Source organism: Pseudoalteromonas sp. SWYJZ19 (genome assembly GCF_015864375.1).
GTDB lineage: Bacteria > Pseudomonadota > Gammaproteobacteria > Enterobacterales > Alteromonadaceae > Pseudoalteromonas > Pseudoalteromonas arctica.
On the sequence record NZ_JADYXI010000001.1, the window covers coordinates 39,053 to 59,923 of the forward strand.

A 20,871-nucleotide genomic window follows, 5' to 3' on the forward strand; every position below is an offset into this window, starting at 1 on the left:
AAGCAAATTCCGTCCCAATATGAGTATTTATTAGTTTTTAAAAAATTTTAATGTTTTAAAAGTTAAACCCTTGTGATTCGTGGGCTCTAGGCTAAATAAATTTACTGATTTTATAATATTACAGCGTTTAACAATTGTGTTTATCAAACCGTTTTAAGAAGTGTGAAACGATGACTCGTATACATGCAACAATTACAAAAGCGTAGTTTGTAATACTTTGAAGGAATAATTTGAAGTAATTATTCTTATTAAAGGACTTTTAAAAATTTAAATAAATTAAAGGTTCATATACGCAAAAGCACTAATAAATATTAGTGCTTTAAAAAATTATAATTTAACTTTTTAGTAAGCTATAAATAAAAAATAGTTAACCGCCCTACTGTTTCTATTTATCATTCCAAAAAATATCTAATATTTTCTATTAATACACTTTGCTTAACTGGCTTCAATAACAGGCCGTTAAACCCAAGCTTTACATACTTGTTATCACTATTTTCGTTTTCACTAAATGTATGAGCGATAATTTTTGTTGCTGATGCGTCAGCATGCTTTCTTATTTTTAGCATTGCGTCGGTGCCTGTAAATTGCGGCATTACTATATCCATTAAAATAATATCGTAAATATTTTGAGAAACCATAAGTAGCGCCTCTATAGCACTTGATGCGAAATCTATTAAAATATTTTCTTCGTTAAGCATTTTTCTAATTACTATTTCTATTAGCAAGTCATCATCTACTAAAAGCAGTCGTTTAGTTTTATTTATTGGCGTTACTTTAAACTCGATAACTTCAGCCATATTTTCAATAGTGTTTTTCATGTTTTACCTCATTACTGTTCCAGTAATATACGCTAATTTATAACGACTTATCTTTTAAAATGCGTGTTATTTGGTTTATTAATACACCTTGTTTTACTGGTTTTAATAGCATGTCATCAAAGCCCTGGTTAACGTATTTTGAATCTGTATCGGGTGTCGATGTATGCGCAATTATTTTAGTTTTCAAATTGTCACTGTGTTTTTTAATTTTTAACATAGCGTCAGTTCCCGACAATTCTGGCATTACTATGTCCATTAAAATAATGTCGTAACTGTTTTGCGATACCATCAACATCGCTTCTATTGCACTGCGCGCGTAATCTATTTTAATATTCTCATTTTTTAGCATCGCTCTAATTACAATCTCAACAAGAGGATCGTCATCAACCAGTAACAGCGTGTTTTGGTGTTTGTTAGTTACTAAACTAGCTTTTACTAAATCATTATTTGTTAACGAGCTACTTGGTACTTCTTGCTCATTGTCTTTACCTTGTTTGGTTGCTATGTTTACCAACATAGAAAGTGATATCGTTGATTTATTCGCGTTACTACTTACAATTATCGCTTTACCACCTAACATTTTAAATATTGAAATAAAAAACTTTAACTCTAATGACACGTCTTTATCATCTATAAAGCGCGTTATATCATCACCCGATATACTTTTAAGCTCAGTTATAAAGTTACTACTGTCGATCAAATTACTTAATGAAAAATCGAGGTATAAGTAATTACGTTTACTTTCATTTTTAATCTGAGCGTTAATTGAAAGCGTTGTATTATTTGATGAATCCAAAACCTCAGTCACTAATTGAATAACCAATTGAGAAATTAACTTTTCATCGCTTGCGACCGTTAATTCAGGCGTAATATTATTTTTAAGAACGATTCTTTTATTTTCAGCCTCTTTAGCTAAAATCGACATATTATTATTGATCATTTGATTTAGGTTTACGTTTTTGGCCTGAAGCTTTAACTTACCTATTTCCGATTTATTTATATTTACGAGTTGCTGAATTACACTTTCTAGCTGGTCGCATGCATCAGAAATATTCCCCACATTGTTTTTAAATTCGTTAAAGCTTATTGGATCTTTAGATATTTCAACTAATGACTTTAAAGATGATAAAGGCGTTTTTAACTGACGGCTAAGCCTTGTAACAAATTTTTCTTTTAATTGATTTGTCTGTTTTGATTTTTCGAGAACATCAGCGAGTAAACATTCTTTTTGATGTGCCTCTGTATCATCTCTAAAGTAGCAAACGAAACCATTAAAATCTGTATGTCTTTGTAATACAGTTATCCACTTCCCGTCTGTAAAACCTATATCTATTAATTGGTTACGGTCATCATCAAGCTTATGATGTTCGTGGTAGTGATTTATAATATTATGCTGCTGGGCAATACTTATCAGCTGGCTATACGATAGCTGACTGTTTTGTTTATTCACCTGTGCAAATAAAAGATTAAAAGCATTGTTGGTAATCACAGGAAATTCATGGCTATTAAAAATAGCAAACCCATGCGGCAGTGCATCCAGAGAACTTGAAAAAAGCTCCTCTCTATTGAGTATTAACTGATTTTTTTGTTTTATTTCACTGTGTAAACGCCTTGGCAAACGTAAAAAATAATACACAAACGCGAATACACAAAAAGAGATTAACCCTAATCTAATTAAACTGTATTTAGTTATTTGTGGTCGTACTATTTTATTCATTGGTTGCACATGCAAGCGCCAAGTAGGTGGAAAACGACTGCTTAAAGCGCTAATACTATTTTTAATTATACTCGGGTTTACTTCTCCTTGTTTTCCTAAAGTAAACTGTGGTGTTGCTATAAAAACGTTATAATTTTCAGTGTTTAATTTGCCAATAACGGCTTTTAAAAACTTACTTAAATCAAATGCTGTAAGTGTATAAATAGAGCCTTGTTTTATTTTTATTTCAGAAATTAAGAAGGCCGTATCAGCAACCGTAAATACTTCTACTGCTTGTTTATTTGCTCTTTTATTAAATTTTTCTAACCAGTTTGTAAACCCATACGCGGCTAAATCAAAATTACTTTTTGACCAAAGTGCAAGCTGGTTATACTCAGAATCAAACACAACATACCCTTTGTAAGTTAAACTTTGTGAAACCTGACTCTGCACTAAATTGTTAAGCTGCTCTTTTGTATAGTTATTTTGGCTTTGCAAAAAGCCTGCAATAACTAAATCTTTTTGAGATATATACAATCCTTGATTATCAAATCGCTCTAATGCATTAAATAACGTTTTACGTAATTGCTGGGTTTGTTGATTGTAGTTACTTTGCAGCTCCTTTTTTTCAATAGTATAAAGAAGTAATGCAGTGAATGAGAATAATACTAATGCAATTAAAAATGCGACGGGCGCTAAACTAAATACATGAATATACTTTTCACCATAATTTTTTTTCGCAGGCTTAGCACTTTGATTACTTACTGAATCTGAATTTTTATTTAACTGTGTCTGTAATAATTGAGCAAATGAAATAAACTGATCTTTTTGTGAACCTATTAATGTTTTAGGTGCTAAATCGGCCATCAGCACTACGCCAATTAATTTATTAGTGACACTATAAATTGGATATTGTGCATAAAAACGAATTAATTTGTGCGTGTTGTTTGATACATCATCAAAAAAGGTATCTTCAAATAAATATAGTTTTTCTTGTCTACAGCGTTTTTGATAGCTTAATAACTCATTTTCGACGCTTTCTTTATCGTTGCAGGTTATTAACTGCTCTGAATAAACTTCTCTAAAATCGATAAATTTAACAATTGGAACATCATAAAACTGTTTTAGTAGTGTTAGCGTTTCTTTAATTTCTGTTGATATTTCATCGGTTTGTGTATCTGCTACATTAGCATGTGAGGTAAATATATTTGAGGCGTTCATTGACGTTCTCCTTCCCCTTTAGGGGGAGTATGTATCCACGTTGTACTGTTTTGGCCGCTATGTACTGGCAGTAAAACTTTAAATGGTGGTGTTAAGCTACTAAGTGCTGGTTCGCCTGTGGTGATATTAATTACTTGTTCTGCATTAACTAAATTAAGTGATGTTTTGCAATATGTAATGCCTGGCTCAATCCCTATTAAGCTCAGTGTTTCACTAATAATAAGGTTATTTACTAAATCAATACCGGCGAGCTCAAATGTAGTTTGTAAAATAGTGAAGACGAGTGTCTCTACAATGTTTTCATCTTCTTCTAAGCGTGTCCCTTCTGGGCAGCATATAGTGCCAAGCTCTATATCAAAGTTTGTTCCTATAAGAACGAACTTAAGCGCTTTAAGTGCTTCTTTTAAGAGGGATTCTACTTCGGGTAAATATAAATCAAGTATGTCGCCTTGCGATTCGTACCCTGCTTGGCATGTGTCACATGATAGCGCCAACTCTCGACCGTCGGTTCCTACAAGTGGATGACCCAAAGCGGTCAAGCCAACTAAACAACTGCTGTCGGCCGGTTGCTTATCTATTTCAAAGCTTTCACAAGGTGAGCCTGTTACTACTTTTTGCGATACATAACGAGATAGAATTTGTTCACTATTAGCTGGGCATTGTTGTGGCGTACTTCTTAATAACTGACCAATAACGGTATTACCTAACTGCCCTATTGCATAATTTGAACCTTGCTGCAGCGCATTTATATAACTTACATTACCGGTATTATTTAACTTGCTAACACCTTGGCTGTCTGTTGCTTCGTCACTTAAGCCCTTTAAACACGGGTTACCTTGGCAATTTGGAGCATCGTAATAAACAGCTTCTCGCGAGGTAAACCTATCGTCTCGTATGCCTATTAATGCCCTGTACGTGTTGTTTGCTCCACGGTCTGTATAAAATATGAGTGGTGCTTGATGCTCATCAAAACTTACTGCAATACCGAGTGGTCTATTGTTAGCATCAACGACAGTAATTTGATTATCTACCTTAGTTTGATGGCGCTTAATAAGGGCATCTCTGACTAAAATAACCCCGCCAATTGAGCCAATAATTAAAATTGTTATAATCAATATAAGCTCAATAGTAAGTATGTACCCATGTTGATAATGCTTTTTCATATCAGGCTCCTATAACACTTCTACAAGCATTTTAAGTACGTTCATTACTTGTAATGCTGCGGGAAAAAACACCAATACCAAAAACATCGGAAAACAAATTAAGATAATGGGAAAGGTTGTGTGCATCGCTTTTTTGTTTACCTTTTTAGCGAGTAAAATGTTCTTTTTTAGAGCTAGGCCTTCAAGTTGAGCCTCTACTGCTTGGATAAGTGGCGTACCAAGTTTTGACCCTATTAACATTAAGTTGGCGAGCTTTTTAATTCCTAATACGCCGGTTCTTTCAAAAAGTGAATTAAATGCAAATTCACGATCTTTACCTGCGCTTAGTTCGAATAAAAATAACTTTAGCTCTTTGTATAATGGGTGTTTTTGACTTAATCCATGATCAACTGCCAGTGCAAATGAGCGCTCTAGTGAAAATCCAGCGCGCATGTAAACCAGTAACACCCGTAAAAAAAACTCTAAGCTATTATTAATAGTGGTTTTGCGTTGATTTTTACGTAATAAAAACCAGCATTCAGGTGCAAAAAAACACATAAAACACAGTAATAATTTAATCGATTGGCTCAGCTCATAACCTGTTAGTTCTATAACCGTAAATGCACTGAAAGTAGCAGCCACTTTGAAGCAGTACAGGCTTATTAATATTTTATTAATTTGAATCCCTGCTTGTCTTAGTTGACGTTTAGAGATGATGATTAGCGGATACCAATTAATGTTTTTAGTATCGGGTTTATCTAATTCAACTTTAAGAGATTGCCTATGAATATGGATAAATGAGCCCATACTTACTAAAAGTCCGATAAGTAAAAGTATATCAATCATAATGTTACCCTTAAGCTAAGGCGTAGCCATAAAAAACCAAATAGCTGACAAAGAAGCGCAACCGTTATAAATGCAATCCCATTAGGGTCGTTTAATAATGGTTCAAACCAGGTTGGATCGGTATAGCTAAATAAAGGAATTAGTACGTAAGGTAAAAAACCACTAAATACAGCAGCGTATTTAGTACCCGAAAGCTTAGCTTTTAGCTGTTGTCGGTCGAGGGTCCGAAGCGACATCATGTTGCATACGCTTTTTAGCATATCGGTTAAATCACACTGGCTTTGTGTATGTGTAATGATGCTATGAGCAAACAATCTTACGGTTTCGCAGTTGTATCTTTCAATTAAAGGGGCAAACGACGTTTCGGCATCACTACCCATGCTCATGCGTTGTATTAGTAAGGTGCTTTGTTTTTTTATATATGGGTCTGCATGTTCATCAGCAAACTGCATTGATTGCTGTAGCGATAGCCCAGTGCTTAAACACGATTGTACGGTTTCAATAAATTCTAAAAAATGATGCTCAAATTTTGCTAATTTATAATGAGCCAAGTCAATCACAGTTATAAAACAGGTTACAAAAACCACGATTGAAATAATAAACGCGCTGGTTGATGCCTCTGGATAATATAATTTAGCTAAAAACCATGAGCTACTAGAGAGCGAGCACGCCATGCTTATAAACCAGGCGTTACTTATGTTTAAGCCTAGCACTCGAAGTGACAGAGTAAGTACGTCTTTTTCTTCTAAAATATCTACTTTTTTAGTGCCTTGGCTGCTTTTATTTTTAGCATACAAAGAAACCAACACACTAGTTGCAAGTACAAAGGTTATAACCGCCGCTATAGCTAATAAATAATCAAGTTTAGTCATTGTTAGCCTCCGGGTTATTGTGCAGTAATGCTTTTAATTCTTTTGCATTTGCGCCTTGGCCTTTCATAAACTCAATAACACTTGAGTTATCTATTAACTCACTTTGTACAGGCTCTGCTTCGTTAATACTATAAAGCGGGCTAAAATGTGCGCCGCCATTAACACGCTTAATTTCACCAATACTTTTTAGAGTTCGGGTGCCATTAGTTGAGCGAGAAACATGCACAATAAGTTGAATACTCGACGCGATTAGCGAACTTGTATGGGTATCGCTCAGTTGTGCATTGTGTAACTGCACTAAGGTAGATAAACGAATAACGGCATCATTTGCGCTGTTAGCATGTATGGTCGTCATCGAACCTTGGTGACCACAGTTCATTGCTTGGAGCATATCGATTACCTCGCCTGAGCGTACCTCTCCAACAAGTATTCTATCTGCGCGCATTCTAAGGGCTGCTTTTACTAAATCTCTTAGGCTAACTGCACCTTTACCATCGCTGTTTGTGTCGTGGGCTTCTAATTGCACAACGTGGTTGTGATGCAAATTAAGTTCTGCGCTTTCTTCAATGGTTACAACACGTTCATTCGGATTAATTGAGTTGGCAAGTACGTTTAATAATGACGTTTTACCAGCCCCGGCATTGCCACATACTAAAATATTAACGCCTGTTTTAACTGCACTTTTTAAAAATGATAGGATGTTTTTATCTAAAAAATGGTTATTAACTAAAAAGTCATCGTTTATTTTTTTATGGTTAAACTTACGAATAGACACAATAGCTGCGCTGGTACACGCAGGCGGTACAATAATATGAACACGGCTACCATCTTTTAGTTTGCCATCAACAATTGGCATAAGCGCATTCACTTGTCGGCCACAACCATCAAGTAAGCGATCAACAAATCGGCGTAAATGGCGTTCGTCATCAAACTTACTGGCTGTGCAAAGTAGTTTGCCTTGTTTATCAATCCAAATATCTTGCGTGTCGTTTATTAAAATATCACTCACCTGATCGTCCAGCATAAACTGTGCAATAGGACCCAGACCCTGAATTTCATCAAATACAGCCTGAACAACCTGCTCTTGTTGGTGTTGATTAAATGAAGATTGATTAAATTGTGGAATTTCACTGCACAAAGCAGAGATTTTTTCGAGAACATTACTTGATAAAAGCGCGGTTGGTTCTTGTTCGTACTCTTCGATAACGGCATCATGCAATAGCTTTTTAAGCTCTTCAAAGGTACTTAAACTGGTTTGAACTTCTTCATGTTTGCTTGATAAATTAAACATAAAAACTCACTTAGCTACATATACAGCTTCATTTTTAACGCCTTTAACCACTTCGATTGTGCGACTGGTTTGTAAGCGTGAAAAGTTTTGCAAACGACCTTGTTCAATGTCATAAGCGCTATGCACAATAATTGAAACTTTGTCGGCGTTATCTATACCCGCCAACGAATAAACATCTTTTGGAAGTACCGCAAGGACTAATGAAACACCGCCCGTAGCAGAATTAGACTCTTTAGCTAAATTATCCATTACGCCACTTTTAGCGGCTTGCGATTTAGGACCTTTCGAAACACCAATAAGCTGTACATCACGGGCAACTGTTCTTACTAAGCGATTAGTTTTAGCGACTATGTCGAGTCGGTCACCTTTGTGTATGCGCGAAAGCGGAATATCTAAGGTGTTTAGTTTTAAAGTATATAAAACACGCCCTGCCGGTATGGCTTCTGATAAATTTTGGCTTTTCGCTCTAATAAAATCGGTGTCGAACAAGGGTTGTTCAACCATTTTATTAGTTGCTAATTTTTGACCAATTAATGCACGTGGGTTTTGAACGCTCAGTGCAATATTTGAATAGTTACTTGGATCTATACTCTTTTGCTCTACATCGTGAACGGTTACTGTTTGACCGGCCGACATATTTTTGTTTACTACCCAGGCTGTTACGCTATTTTCATCGTTTACCTGTCTAATGCCCAAAGCCGAAGCTAACATGCCAGAGGTGATGAGTAATGTGAGAGCCGCAGTGGTTGCGCCTTTGTTACTTTTACTTTTCATAATATTCCTCCAGAGTAACTTTCACTGCCACACTTTTGTGGCAGTGAGCCTTAAGCTTGGTATTCAAACCTGGTTGCCTTATATTGGGTACCTTGCGTTAGTTACCTTGTGAACCGCCTGCTGCTGTACGTGTTGCAGCATCGCCGCTTGGTGTTGCATTAACAAGTGCGGCACTTTCACTAAAGTCTGATGCAACAAAAGTGAATGAACTGCCATCGCCTGCGTACACATCAACTGAATCTACAAACCCAGAGCCAGACACTTCAGCAGTGCCTTCAGCGTTAATCATGCCGTCAAATACATAGCTTTGGTCAAGTGAGCCAATTGCTTCAGCTACATCTTCAAGTTCGCTGGTTACCGAGTCACGTAATGTAGATAAACCAATTACAAGTGCTGCTACCATTGAAGTAGAAAGAATGATTAGCTCTGACGTTAGTACAAAACCTTTTTGCTTTTTGCTATTTAAGTTATGTTTAATAGTTTTCATAATCGTAGCCTTTAAATTAGAAGAGCTTATGCTCACTTTACATATTGCGAGGACCATGCCAGCTATAAATAACTATTAAATACAGTTGGTTATGTTTTTAATGGTTACTGTTTATTAGATGTTTTAATTTTTGATTTGCAAAATGCAAATCAATATTAAAAATATTTTAGATAAATAATGCTAGGTTTACGTTATTGAAAGTATTATTAAAACTGATGGATAGTGTAAGGGGTAAATATTAAAAGCAGTCTTGTGAGGTTACGTATAAAACGTAGGATGAGCGTAAGCTTTACTTGTATTTTTGATAAATAATAAAGTGGTTTTGGCCCTAAATAATGCCAAATTTTAGGTATAAAAAAAGGCCCGAAGGCCTTAAGAATAACAATTACCTAAAACGGAGAGTTTACCGCGCCTAGCAAGTGCTTTTTTATGCGTGGGTTCTGCACGTAAAACTTGCTCATAGTAGCCACAAGCCAATAAATTATTGGTATTAGCTTCTTCAATTAACCCTTTATGGTAAAAATAGGCAGTGCTATTTAAACCAAACTTAACCGAAAGCTCTAAGTAGTTTGAAGCTATAACGTAACTGCCCTGAGCATAATGTATAGAGGCCATTTGCAGGTATGGTGAAGCATGTGTACCAAAAACATCAACGCCGTATTGAGCAATACTTTTTGCTTTAGCTAAATTACCTTGCTCTATTGCTAACGTAACCCCTAAAGTAATTGCATTTAATGGTGGATTAGCTTTATTCAGTAATGTGTTTATAACTTGTTGAGATTGATTAGCACGGCCACTTTTATAAAGTACGTAGGCCGATATTGAAAGTATTGCCGTGTTATCGGGGTGTTCAAGCATTAACTGATTCACCTCATGCACTAGGTTTAAACAGTTACTTGCATTTATACCTTCACACTTTAATGGTTGGGCATTTAATTGGTATTTTTTAACGATGTCACTCAACGCGTTGTAAGGATTTACTGTTGGCTTGTAATCAATATGAGCGCAACCCGATAAAGTAAGCAGTAAAATAATATAAAATATTTTCATAGCCCTTGCTCCTGTATATAGCTAAGTACCTGGGTGTCGATATTTGCCTGTTCCCACGAACGTAAGGTATTAATTGGCTCACGCACCAGGTTTGGAGTAACAACAATAATTAGCTCGCGGTTGTTTTCACTTTTACTGGTTGTTTCGCTTAACTTTCCTAGCATGCTATTGCCGTTGCCATCAGGTACAAAGTCGTGGCTTGCGTTGTTATCGGTGCTAATTAAGCCACCAATAATAAGAGGTTGTCCGTCTTTTAAACGTGTTGATGTTTGCATGCTGCGTGTATTAAATGCACTGCTATTTAAACTGCTGCCTGTACTCTGTGCAATTTCGGCGGTTAACGTGGTATCGGGTAATGAAATTACTGGGTTTAGATCAAGTGTTATTCTATCTTTGTCGTCAACCATGGCGCGTACATTTAATTCAACTCCGAATGATTTAAATTCTGTACCGCTAAACACCGACCCACTACTACCTTGCTGCCCGCTTGTAATTCCTGAAGGGCTATAACTTGTAGGTACAGGTACTTCACCACCGACTTTAAACACGGCACTTTCACCGGCTAAAACCGTGATTGTAGGGCGAGAAAGCGTTCGAGAAATACCTTCTTGTTCAAGTAATGAAAATAACATATCAATGGCAAACTGTGAGGTAGAAAGCTGTAAGTTATTAGTTAATTGACCGCCAATTAATTGCAGCGCATTTTCTATTGTTGCAGAGCCAGATTCACGATTAGTCATACCGTCACGGCCAAATAAACCCGCTTCTTTTTCATATCCATTAGAGAGCACGCTAATATCTGGGCGCCATTGCTTTAACCTACGTTGATTTACTTCGTATAGCTGCACCGATACACGCACTTGCGGTAAATCTTCAACTTCAATACTCGACAAAACTTTACCGCCAGCCACTGACAGCAACGTTGCTCTTGCAATATTAGAACTCACATTACTTAAATTTAATCCTGAGGTAGCATCATTTATTAAACCGCCTGACTCGTTGGCAAGTACTTCAATACCTGAACTTTTATCCTGCGTTGCGCCGCCCATTAAATTATTAGGATCAAGAGGAGAACCCTGAGTTTGTAATGCTTGCTCTGGTTCGAATAATTTATTAATTGTATTTAATAAGCGCACTAGCTCTATCTGGTTTTTTACAGAGCCGGAAAGTAAAAACACATCGTTGTCGTCATTTGATAACTCATCAACCGAGATGCGTTTAATGGTCACTTTATCTGCGCCCATTGATTTTATTACTTCGCTAATACGTTCTTCTTTAGGCTTGGGTGCTTGAGTTACTTTTATTAAATTAATAATAGCGACTTTACTCGAGTTTTGAGAGCTGCCGCCGTTTGCGTTACCCAAGCCTTGCAAGCGTTGAGCAAGTGAATTAAACATACCTTGGTTAGGATTTGAGGTGATAACGGGTTGTGATGCTTGTGAGCTACTGGCATAAAGGTAGTTTTTTGCAGCTTCATAAGCGGCATGACGATAATTTATAGTAGGTACTTCACCACGTAATACAACAGCATGGCGATCAGGCGCTATGGTTAGCTGTACGTCAGGATGGATGTCGTTTAAGGCATTTTCTAGTACGCTGTAGTCTTCGGTTACGCCAAGTAAAAATGTTTCAGAGCTTTTATCGTCGTACCACACCATCATAGATGTACGGCCCAACTTTTTAGCTAAAATTAGTAGCTCACGGCCATTTACCACGTTCACATCAAGTGTTGTTTCGTGGCCAAGTGCAATACGAGAAATATCACGGGTAAACACAAAGCGAGTATGCGTCCATTTAACTAAGTGCGATACTTTTTGTACCCGCTCACCATTTGCATTTTCTATATAATCTAAATGACTTTCACTGCCCATAGCGGTAAAAGATATTAGTAATAGTATAAAAATAAATTTTAACATAAGCCTTTCCCTCAATTTGCTTACTGTATAGGTAGCAAGTATGAGACCAAGGGTTTTTGTATTTATAATCAGTGGATTAAGATGTATAAACGTGTTTTTTATTATTTTGATTCGCAAATTGCAAATCAACAATTCATGAAGAGGTTAACAAAGAAATAAGAGCAGAGGTGTGTGGCGCAAAGCGAGTGAAAATACGCTTTACGCTAGTTTTAATTAATGCAAAGCGGCTGTAAACGGGATGCTTTCACAGATTTTAGCTTCAGCTATAAGCAGCTCTTCTAGACGAACATCAACTTCTTCTTTTTCAAAGTATTCGTAAGCTAGTTCTACAAATAGGTTTTTATGTTTTTCTTCTGACTTAGCAATAGCAACATAAAAGTCTTTTTCTTTACCCTCAGGAAGCGCTTGTGCAACTAAAGAAAAACGCTCGTGGCCACGTGCTTCAATTACACCGCCAACCAGTAATCGGTCCATTAAAAAACCATCACGACCGTGTCTAAACAGTGCACGTATTTGTTTTATGTACGGGTCTTTTTTGTCGTCACCTAAGTTTACATCTCGCTCTAAAAGCAATTTAAGTACTTGTTTAAAGTGTATTAATTCTTCTAGCGCTAAGTCGGTCATAGCTTTTACTAATTTACGTTTGTCTGGGTAATGAGAAAGCATAGACATAGCCATACCCGATGCTTTTTTTTCAGCAGCAGCATGATCTTGTAAAAATGTATTAAAGTCAGCAAGGACAACTTCGGTCCATTCAAATGGGGTGTGGTATTTTAATTCAAACATGTTCTGTACAACTTAAATAATAATGCGGGGATTTTAACGTATTTGATTTAAAAAATCTTGTAAGGCAGTAATTTATCTATGCGCCCTTTAGCCGTAGATTCAACTTTTAACGAGTGTTTAATATCGTTCCATGCGGTGACTTTACCGCCCATATTCATTTTTTCAAAATCAGTTTTATCACTTTTTAACGCTAAAAAATTGCATAACTTTTTATAGCTATCAGGCTTTGCTATATCAATGGATAAAAAATCGTTGTCACGGTTATTAAAGTACGTTTGAGCATCATTAAAATGTGTTTTATAGCAGTGAGCTAAGTAACTATCGTCGCTAATATTATTAAGCGAAAGCTCACTAAACGTATTTAAATAACAACGTTTTATATGAATATTAAAGCCCCCATCTGCACGGGTTAAATTAGTGTGCATACGCGCTAAAAGCTGTTTTATTGATACAAGCCATGCACCAAGTTCGCGCTCTAAATAAATAAACTTAGAGTCTGGGTAATGAATATCAAGCGCTTTAAAGTCATTAAATATGGGAGTGTCGGCAATCGCGTTAGCATTTTCAAAACAAGCATTAGTATACGCGGTATGCGCCGTTGTAATACCAAGCTCTAAAAATGCGTGGCACACACTAGTAGTGCCGGTACGCGGTAAACCTATTATAAATATTTTGCTCATTAACTTTTCTTTAATTAGCCACGTGTCACTAGCAATACAAAGGCGCTAACAATAATCACCAAAAATGTAGTAATGGTACCAATTTGGCGATATTTCAGGCTTTTTTCTACTATGCCTAAATTTTGAAACACACGCCCTATTAATAACGCACCACCTAATATATGACAGTAATGGCTAGCAAGCCCTTGGTATTCTGCTAAAAAAAGCAAAATTAAAGCAATTGGCACGTACTCCATAAAGTTAGCGTGGGCACGCACAGCACGTTGTAGCGTTGCGTTACCATTATCACCAAGTGATATCTGCTCCGCGCGGCGCACTTTTATTACGTTAAAGCTCAAATAAATGTAAAAGAATGCAAGTAATGCAGCATAAGTTGAAATGATCACGGCGTTTTCCTGTTATTTTTATCGCATAAGCATGCGCTTTATTATTGTGGGCGTGATAATAACATATAAATTTGAGCAGCATTATCAGAAGTTTAATAAATGCCTATGCTAAGCTAAGGGTATTAAGTAAGTAGAAAATTACATAAGGATTTTATGTTTGTACCTCGCAAAGTAGCCGACAGTTACCGTGAAATGATTAACAGTATTGGCTTTTACCCTTCTATGCTTTCAGTGGGCTTTTTAGTATTTGCCATTATAACTATGTCGGTTGAATATTTAGCCCCTATTGAGCAGCTAAAATCGTTTATATCGGTTGTACTTGTTGATAGCGCCGAAAACGCGCGTACTATTTTAAGCACTTTAGCGGGGAGTATTATTTCGCTTACCGTGTTTAGTTTTTCGATGGTAATGGTGGTTTTAAATTCGGCCAGTGCGAGTTTATCGCCCCGCGTAGTGCCTGGGCTTATTACGCGTAAATCACACCAAATGGTTTTGGGCTTTTATTTAGGCAGCATAATTTACTCAATTATTATGCTTATAAACATTAATAAACTTGAAGGTGGCAGTACGGCTATTCCTTCAATTGGTGTGTTGTTTGCACTTGTTTTTGGCTTGATTTCATTAGGTTTATTTGTGTTTTTTATACATTCAATCTCTCGTGCCATTCAGGTTGATAACGTATTAAATGGCTTGTTTAGCCAAACTAAAAACGAAATTAAAACAATAATACTAAGACAACAAGAGAACCCAGTTGAAGACTTTCCAGACTTTAGCAAGTGGCATTCGGTAAGCAGTAAAACAGAGGGATATTATAAAGGCGTACATACCGATAAGCTGTGTGCCATTTTGGCAGAGCAAGATATAAAGGTGTATATCTCTGTTAACCAAGGCTATTTTACAGTTAAAGGTTACCCGTTTTTAAAATGTAATAAAGATATAGCAAACGATGAAGAGCTGATAAATAAAATTCTCGACTGCTTTATTTTTTATATAGAAGAGTACATTAGCGATCATTACCGTTATGGGTTAACGCAAATATCTGAGATTGCAGTTAAGGCAATGAGCCCGGGTATCAACGATCCAGGTACTGCGGTTAAATCAATTGATATGCTGAGTATTTTACTTATCCAAAGGCTGTCAATTAACGATATTAACTACTCGTTTAAGCACAGTGATAATGCCCCATTGTTATACCTTCATGAAACAAGCTTTGATGAGTTATTACACGACAACTTTACACCGCTGCGTAATTACGCCAAAGGCGATGCATACGTAATGACAAACGTGCTTGAGGCATTTAAAAATATTTTGTTTGTTGCCCATAAAGATACCGATGCACGAAACAGTTTATTTAATTATTTAAATGCAATTGTTGATGACATAAATGAGCATGTAACTAATGAATACGACAGGCGCGAAGTCACTAATATGCTCAACTCTATAGCGCGTATCAGCCAAGAGCAAGGTGAGAAGTTGGTGGCACGTTTTGAGCACCACTAGGGCGTGTTGAATTATTTGGATTGAAATTTGTTCAATCTAGGGGCGATTAAATCGCGGCGCGAGGTTTGTAACCTAGTGGGCTCGGTAACTGCTCCTGCGTTACTCTAATGACTTACATCCATGTAAGAATAAGTAAAAACCGAGCAACATAGAGTTAATCGTCCCTAGGAAGAACCTATATTTTAATCTATGTAGTACACAGCATAGCTTGAGGCAGTAACTTTAATCTCTCCAGCATGGTAGGCATCAGGTACATAGTTACTTGGTGCGCTATCAGCCATCATTACTTTTTCTGCACGCATGTACGGCTGCGACTGCACATTGAGTGGACTTAGTGACGCGCTATATAATCCTTTTAAATCAACGCCATAATCTTCACTAAACTCTTTTGCAGCATCCCGTGCATCTTTAATTGCTAACTTTTGCGCTTTTTTATGCAGCTCGTTATAGTTACTTGCTAAAAATTGCGTTTGATTAATTTCGTTAATACCGTTGTTAACTAAGCTTTGTAGTAACTCTGGGTATTTATTTATATCGCTGAGTTTTACTGTTAACGTACGAGAAACCTTAAAGCCTTTAAATTCTTGATTACCGGTAGTGCGGTTGTATTGGCTATCACGGTTTATTGAGATTTGCCCGGCGTTTATATCTCCCTCTTTAACACCAATTTCTTTTACGAGCTTAATTGCCTTAGCGATGGTTAAGTCGGTTTTATTTTTAGCTGCAATTAAGTCTTTATCAACTTCGGTAATACCTACACTAAGCTGTACGTAATCTGGCATTGTAGTAAGAGTCGCTTCGCCCTTAACATAAATATGAGGAGCATCGGGTGTCGCTGCCGCGAGTGCATCAAAACTAAGTACGTTTAAAGCCAGTGCACTACCTAAAACAAGAGTCAGTGTTTTCATTAGTCGATCCTTTAATTTTGTAAATGCTATTAAAGACCTTACGTGGTTAATTAAATATGAACAAGCACAAAAAAACAGGCAATTGCCTGTTTTTTGTTAAGCGTTGTAACTGTGCCTACAACGTTATTTATTTTTAATTACGTATAAACCTAATTAAACACTACAACGTTTATAGTTACGGTATTTTGGTAACCAGTAATTTTTGTCGATTGCTGCCCATAACGCATCATCTGTAATCTCAAGAGCAACGCCCTCTTCGATTGCTTTTTTAGCAATGGCAAATGCAATACGCTTACTTAGCGTTTCAATTTCAGTTAAGGCTGGTAATAAACTGCCTTTACCTGTGTTTGCACGCGGCGACGACTCTGCAAGCATTTCGCTAGACACACTTAACATAGCATCTGTAATGCGTGTCGCTTTAGCGGCAATAACCCCTAAACCAATACCAGGAAAAATATAGCTATTGTTACATTGTGGGATTGGGAAAATTTCACCGTTGTGTTCAACCGGATCAAACGGGCTACCTGTTGCAACAAGCGCCTTACCGTCAGTCCACTTAATCACATCAGCAGGATGCGCTTCTACCTGCTTAGATGGATTACTCAATGGGAAAATAATTGGCTGTTCACAACCGGCGTGCATTGCACGAATAGCCTGCTCAGTAAACAAACCAGGTTGGCCTGAAACACCAATTAAAATGTCTGGTTGTGCACAGTGCATAACATCAAGAAGTGATGCGTATTCACCGCTGTAAGTCCAATCACTTAACGAGCCTTGCGGTTGTGCAAGTGCTTGTTGGAAATCGCGTAAGCCTTCCATACCCTCTGAAAGTAGGCCAAAACGGTCAACCATAAATACTTGGCTACGCGCTTGAGCTTCTGTAATACCTTCAAAAACCATTTGGCTAATAATTTGCTCAGCAATACCACAACCAGCAGAACCTGCACCCACAAAAACTACTTTTTGTTGGCTTAGGGTTGAATTTTTAACACGACACGCAGCAAGTAAAGAACCGACCGTTACAGCCGCAGTACCTTGAATGTCATCGTTAAAGCTACAAATTTCATTGCGGTAGCGCTTAAGTAACGGCATTGCATTTGGTTGTGCAAAATCTTCAAACTGAAGTAATACATTTGGCCAGCGACGTTTAACCGCTTTAATGAATAAATCTAAAAACTCATCGTATTCGTCTTGAGCAATACGCTTATGGCGTGCACCCATGTACATAGGATCGTTTAAAAGCTTTTCGTTATTAGTACCCACATCAAGCATTACAGGCAATGTGTATGCTGGGCTTATACCACCACACGCAGTGTAAAGTGACAATTTACCAATTGGGATACCCATGCCACCAATACCCTGATCGCCTAGGCCTAAAATACGCTCGCCATCAGTTACAACAATCACTTTTACTTTACCTTTGGTAGCGTTGCGTAAAATGTCGTCAATTTGGTAACGATCTTCATACGAAATAAATAAGCCGCGTGCGCTGCGATAAATGTCTGAGAATTTTTCACAAGCGTCGCCAACTGTCGGCGTGTAAATGATTGGCATCATTTCTTCAAGATGATCACGCACTAAACGGTAGTAAAGTGTTTCGTTGTTATCTTGAATCGCACGTAAGTAAATATGCTTATTAAGGTTGTCGGTAAAGCTAGAATACTGCTGATAACAACGCTCAACTTGCTCTTCTATTGTTTCAAAGCGAGGAGGAAGTAAACCAGCAAGATTGAAATTTTCGCGTTCTTTTTTACTAAAGGCACTGCCTTTATTTAATAGCGGTGTTTCAATTAGGCCAGGGCCAGAATGATGAATATATAAGTAGTTAGGATCAGTATTAGTTGTCATATTTCCAGGCTTTAACGGAGTCTTAAGTTATGATCTGTCATTATCAGTGTTAAAGGTTTAATTGCAACGACAATTAAGCTAGTCAGACCATTGAGAGAAAATACATGCGGGCTTCACTGCCCACATGCATATTATACATAATTTAAAATTGTATAGTGGCGTTATTATCAGTTAAATCAGATAACGCAACACCTTCACGGCGAGGGTCCGCACCACCATATAAGGTATTATTTTTAACTTCAACTGCGTGTAAGCCTGAGTTTAAATCAATAATACGTACATTGTGGCCACGTTTAGTAAGCGCAGGCGCAATGGCTTCAATGGTTGTGCCTTTTTCAAGGCTGGTGTAATCGTTACGATTTGTTGTACGCGGTAAGTTAATAGCGTCTTGTGCTGATAAATTCCAGTCAATAACACCCACAACAACTTGTGCAACGTAATCTATGATACGACTACCACCAGGTGAGCCTACAATTAAACGTAAGCTGCCGTCTTTATTAAATACCATTACCGGTGACATAGAGCTACGCGGGCGTTTACCAGCCTCTACACGGTTTGCTACTAGCTTACCGTTTTTACGTGGCGATAACGAAAAGTCAGTTAGTTGGTTATTTAAAATAAAGCCATTAACCATAACCGTAGAGCCAAACGCCATCTCAATTGAACTGGTCATCGAAACTGCATTACCTTTACTATCTACAATAGAGACATGCGAAGTAGAAGGTAACTCGTATGAATCATCCATTGCATAACTTAAGTACCCTACTGGATTACCGGCTACGGCTTTTTGGTCTGTTTCGGTAATTAATTTAGCGCGTGAGGCAATGTAATCTTTATTTAAAAGCTCTTTTGTAGGTACTTGAGTGAAATCGGGATCGCCCATGTACATATCGCGATCGGCAAATGCAATACGCGAAGCTTGGCTAAAGTAATGAATCGCTTTTTCGCCATTTGGTTTAAGTGCGCTCATATCTTTATGCTCAAGTAGGCCAAGCATTTGTAGTACTGCTACACCGCCACTACTTGGTGGCGCCATAGAACACACGTTATAAGCACGGTATTGTATACATACCGCATCGCGTTCTTTACTTTTGTAATCTGCTAAATCTTGCACACTTAATTTACCAGGGGCAATTTTAGAGTGCTGTACAGCATTAACCATTTGTTTAGCGTTTTCGCCTTTGTAAAATGCATCAATGCCCTGCTTTGCAATGTCTTTGTATAAATCAGCAAGTGGTTGATTCTTTTTAACGCTACCCGCTTCGATTAATTTACCATTTGGGTAAAAGTATTCGTTAATAATCGGCATGCTCAGTACGCCTGGGTTTAACTGGCGTGCTAATAAGCCATGTAAACGCGGCGAAATTACAAAGCCTTGCTCTGCAAGTTCAATAGCCGGTTTAAAAAGCGCTTCCCACGGCAAGGTACCGTATTGTTTATGCGCGCTTGCAAAGGCATGTAAAATACCAGGCACACCAACAGAGCGCCCACCTACTACTGCTTCAATCCATTTAACGGCTTTACCGTGCTTATCTAAAAACAGCGTTTCGTCTGCATTTGCAGGTGCTGTTTCACGGCCATCAAAACTAGTCAGCTTATTGTTTGCTTTGTTGTAGTACATCATAAATGTACCACCGCCAATACCTGACGATTGCGGTTCAACTAAAGTAAGCACTAGTTGAGTAGCAATGGCAGCATCTACGGCACTGCCGCCTTGGGCTAAAATTTGTTGACCGGCTCTTGAGGCATATGGATTTGCAGCAGCAACCATGTATTTATCACCTTGCACTACTTTTTTATGGATTAATCCAGTAGCGGCTTCAGGTTCGCGAGTTTCAATTTGAGTTGCTTGCTGTGCAAATGAAGGCAGTGATACTGCGCACAGTCCAATGGCAAATAATGAGTTAAGTTTAAAATGCATAAAAATACTAAAAACACTTAATTACGTAGTTGTATTTGGCATCTTAAAGTTAAACGGGCACAATATGCAAAAATTTTGACTAAAAAAATATAATAAAATGCTTAATTTACCTATTCAACCTCGTTATATATTACCGCCTATAATTTTGCTGCTTTTTAGTACCATTTTTGCTGCATTTGATTTAAATAATTTACTTGAATTTAACCGAAGCTTAATTGATGAAGGTGAGCTGTGGCGAATTTTCACCAGCCAATTTGTTCATGCTAATTGGGCTCATTTGGGATTAAATGCCAGTGGTGTTTTATTAATATGGCTTTTGCATGGTGAATATACATCCCCTACTCGTTATGCGTTTAATATATGCTTGCTGGCATTATGGTGTGGACTCGGTGTGTATTGGTTTTGCCCAAGCATACATATTTACACTGGGTTAAGTGCTTTACTTCATGGCGTAATTATTTGGGGGGCAGTTAAAGATATAACTGTAGGGCTTAAATCGGGTTATTTATTATTTATAGGCGTATGGATTAAAATAGCGTTTGAGCAATTTAGCGGCCCAAATGCCGATATAGGAAAACTTATTAACTCCACAGTGGCCATTGATGCACATTTAATTGGAGTTATAGGTGGGACTATACTTGCCATACCACTGGCTATAGAACTCTTAAAAAAGCAAAAATAGCGCATAAGCTATTGCTCCTCTAATAAAAACGCCGCATTAGTTAACTA

At 37.4% G+C, this 20,871-nt stretch carries 18 protein-coding genes; 2 read left to right on the forward strand and 16 right to left on the reverse strand.

The window, feature by feature from the left end; translation table 11 throughout:
* Nucleotides 1–392 precede the first annotated feature (392 nt).
* The 13 genes from I6F45_RS00205 to I6F45_RS00265 form a co-directional block, all read right to left on the reverse strand.
* Nucleotides 393–818 (reverse strand): response regulator, encoded by a 426-nt coding sequence (locus tag I6F45_RS00205; RefSeq protein WP_010552799.1) that lies wholly within the window; start codon nt 816–818, stop codon nt 393–395.
* Between the two features lie 37 nt (nt 819–855).
* Nucleotides 856–3,735, reverse strand: a complete 2,880-nt coding sequence (locus I6F45_RS00210) for an ATP-binding response regulator (protein WP_197159408.1) — start codon at nt 3,733–3,735, stop codon at nt 856–858.
* Nucleotides 3,732–4,898 (reverse strand): hypothetical protein, encoded by a 1,167-nt coding sequence (locus tag I6F45_RS00215; RefSeq protein WP_197159409.1) that lies wholly within the window; start codon nt 4,896–4,898, stop codon nt 3,732–3,734. Before I6F45_RS00215 ends, I6F45_RS00210 begins: the two co-directional genes overlap by 4 nt.
* Before the next feature lie 9 nt (nt 4,899–4,907).
* The gene (locus I6F45_RS00220; RefSeq protein ID WP_007586675.1) at nt 4,908–5,723 is read right to left on the reverse strand and encodes a type II secretion system F family protein; all 816 of its coding nucleotides are present in this window, start codon (nt 5,721–5,723) and stop codon (nt 4,908–4,910) included.
* Nucleotides 5,720–6,595 (reverse strand): type II secretion system F family protein, encoded by an 876-nt coding sequence (locus I6F45_RS00225; RefSeq protein ID WP_197159410.1) that lies wholly within the window; start codon nt 6,593–6,595, stop codon nt 5,720–5,722. Before I6F45_RS00225 ends, I6F45_RS00220 begins: the two co-directional genes overlap by 4 nt.
* A complete protein-coding gene (locus tag I6F45_RS00230) occupies nt 6,588–7,886 on the reverse strand; it encodes a CpaF family protein (RefSeq protein WP_039487860.1) in 1,299 nt (432 codons plus the stop codon). The genes I6F45_RS00225 and I6F45_RS00230 overlap by 8 nt, the downstream gene beginning before the upstream one ends.
* A 6-nt stretch (nt 7,887–7,892) precedes the next feature.
* Nucleotides 7,893–8,660, reverse strand: a complete 768-nt coding sequence (locus I6F45_RS00235; protein ID WP_182736397.1) for a hypothetical protein — start codon at nt 8,658–8,660, stop codon at nt 7,893–7,895.
* 97 nt (nt 8,661–8,757) lie between these two features.
* Nucleotides 8,758–9,147 (reverse strand): hypothetical protein, encoded by a 390-nt coding sequence (locus I6F45_RS00240; RefSeq protein WP_010552792.1) that lies wholly within the window; start codon nt 9,145–9,147, stop codon nt 8,758–8,760.
* A 372-nt stretch (nt 9,148–9,519) separates the two neighbouring features.
* The gene (locus I6F45_RS00245) at nt 9,520–10,197 is read right to left on the reverse strand and encodes a tetratricopeptide repeat protein (RefSeq protein WP_010552791.1); all 678 of its coding nucleotides are present in this window, start codon (nt 10,195–10,197) and stop codon (nt 9,520–9,522) included.
* Nucleotides 10,194–12,113: a pilus assembly protein N-terminal domain-containing protein gene (locus tag I6F45_RS00250; protein WP_024609061.1), complete on the reverse strand. Its 1,920-nt coding sequence runs from the start codon at nt 12,111–12,113 to the stop codon at nt 10,194–10,196. Before I6F45_RS00250 ends, I6F45_RS00245 begins: the two co-directional genes overlap by 4 nt.
* Before the next feature lie 213 nt (nt 12,114–12,326).
* Nucleotides 12,327–12,899 (reverse strand): tRNA-(ms[2]io[6]A)-hydroxylase, encoded by a 573-nt coding sequence (locus I6F45_RS00255; protein WP_007586685.1) that lies wholly within the window; start codon nt 12,897–12,899, stop codon nt 12,327–12,329.
* A 47-nt stretch (nt 12,900–12,946) separates the two neighbouring features.
* Nucleotides 12,947–13,579 (reverse strand): sulfotransferase, encoded by a 633-nt coding sequence (locus tag I6F45_RS00260; protein WP_197159411.1) that lies wholly within the window; start codon nt 13,577–13,579, stop codon nt 12,947–12,949.
* A 14-nt stretch (nt 13,580–13,593) separates the two neighbouring features.
* A complete protein-coding gene (locus I6F45_RS00265; protein WP_007586689.1) occupies nt 13,594–13,965 on the reverse strand; it encodes an MAPEG family protein in 372 nt (123 codons plus the stop codon).
* A gap of 153 nt (nt 13,966–14,118) precedes the next feature.
* On the opposite strand from I6F45_RS00265, the gene I6F45_RS00270 reads away from it, so the two are divergent.
* Nucleotides 14,119–15,465 carry a DUF2254 domain-containing protein gene (locus tag I6F45_RS00270; protein WP_165728638.1) on the forward strand — a complete coding sequence of 449 codons (1,347 nt, stop codon included), beginning with the start codon at nt 14,119–14,121 and terminating at the stop codon, nt 15,463–15,465.
* 182 nt (nt 15,466–15,647) lie between these two features.
* Here the strand turns inward: I6F45_RS00270 and I6F45_RS00275 are convergent, their stop codons facing one another.
* The 3 genes from I6F45_RS00275 to ggt all read right to left on the reverse strand — a co-directional run bounded on the left by I6F45_RS00275 (nt 15,648) and on the right by ggt (nt 20,142).
* Nucleotides 15,648–16,373 (reverse strand): SIMPL domain-containing protein, encoded by a 726-nt coding sequence (locus I6F45_RS00275; protein WP_007586691.1) that lies wholly within the window; start codon nt 16,371–16,373, stop codon nt 15,648–15,650.
* A gap of 153 nt (nt 16,374–16,526) precedes the next feature.
* On the reverse strand, nt 16,527–18,221 hold the full coding sequence (locus tag I6F45_RS00280) for an NAD-dependent malic enzyme (protein WP_007586692.1): 1,695 nt from the start codon (nt 18,219–18,221) through the stop codon (nt 16,527–16,529).
* Nucleotides 18,222–18,363: 142 nt separating this feature from the next.
* Complete coding sequence (gene ggt / locus I6F45_RS00285) at nt 18,364–20,142, reverse strand: gamma-glutamyltransferase (protein ID WP_165726052.1); 1,779 nt, start codon at nt 20,140–20,142, stop codon at nt 18,364–18,366.
* Between the two features lie 97 nt (nt 20,143–20,239).
* On the opposite strand from ggt, the gene rrtA reads away from it, so the two are divergent.
* Nucleotides 20,240–20,824 carry a rhombosortase gene (gene rrtA, locus I6F45_RS00290; RefSeq protein ID WP_197119850.1) on the forward strand — a complete coding sequence of 195 codons (585 nt, stop codon included), beginning with the start codon at nt 20,240–20,242 and terminating at the stop codon, nt 20,822–20,824.
* The last annotated feature ends 47 nt before the right edge of the window (nt 20,825–20,871 follow it).

Coding starts and splice junctions, on each gene's coding strand:
- I6F45_RS00205 (WP_010552799.1), bottom strand. CDS start 818: ATGAAAAACACTATTGAAAATATGGCTGAAGTTATCGAGTTTAAAGTA.
- I6F45_RS00210 (WP_197159408.1), bottom strand. CDS start 3,735: ATGAACGCCTCAAATATATTTACCTCACATGCTAATGTAGCAGATACA.
- I6F45_RS00215 (WP_197159409.1), bottom strand. CDS start 4,898: ATGAAAAAGCATTATCAACATGGGTACATACTTACTATTGAGCTTATA.
- I6F45_RS00220 (WP_007586675.1), bottom strand. CDS start 5,723: ATGATTGATATACTTTTACTTATCGGACTTTTAGTAAGTATGGGCTCA.
- I6F45_RS00225 (WP_197159410.1), bottom strand. CDS start 6,595: ATGACTAAACTTGATTATTTATTAGCTATAGCGGCGGTTATAACCTTT.
- I6F45_RS00230 (WP_039487860.1), bottom strand. CDS start 7,886: ATGTTTAATTTATCAAGCAAACATGAAGAAGTTCAAACCAGTTTAAGT.
- I6F45_RS00235 (WP_182736397.1), bottom strand. CDS start 8,660: ATGAAAAGTAAAAGTAACAAAGGCGCAACCACTGCGGCTCTCACATTA.
- I6F45_RS00240 (WP_010552792.1), bottom strand. CDS start 9,147: ATGAAAACTATTAAACATAACTTAAATAGCAAAAAGCAAAAAGGTTTT.
- I6F45_RS00245 (WP_010552791.1), bottom strand. CDS start 10,197: ATGAAAATATTTTATATTATTTTACTGCTTACTTTATCGGGTTGCGCT.
- I6F45_RS00250 (WP_024609061.1), bottom strand. CDS start 12,113: ATGTTAAAATTTATTTTTATACTATTACTAATATCTTTTACCGCTATG.
- I6F45_RS00255 (WP_007586685.1), bottom strand. CDS start 12,899: ATGTTTGAATTAAAATACCACACCCCATTTGAATGGACCGAAGTTGTC.
- I6F45_RS00260 (WP_197159411.1), bottom strand. CDS start 13,579: ATGAGCAAAATATTTATAATAGGTTTACCGCGTACCGGCACTACTAGT.
- I6F45_RS00270 (WP_165728638.1), top strand. CDS start 14,119: ATGTTTGTACCTCGCAAAGTAGCCGACAGTTACCGTGAAATGATTAAC.
- I6F45_RS00275 (WP_007586691.1), bottom strand. CDS start 16,373: ATGAAAACACTGACTCTTGTTTTAGGTAGTGCACTGGCTTTAAACGTA.
- I6F45_RS00280 (WP_007586692.1), bottom strand. CDS start 18,221: ATGACAACTAATACTGATCCTAACTACTTATATATTCATCATTCTGGC.
- ggt (WP_165726052.1), bottom strand. CDS start 20,142: ATGCATTTTAAACTTAACTCATTATTTGCCATTGGACTGTGCGCAGTA.
- rrtA (WP_197119850.1), top strand. CDS start 20,240: ATGCTTAATTTACCTATTCAACCTCGTTATATATTACCGCCTATAATT.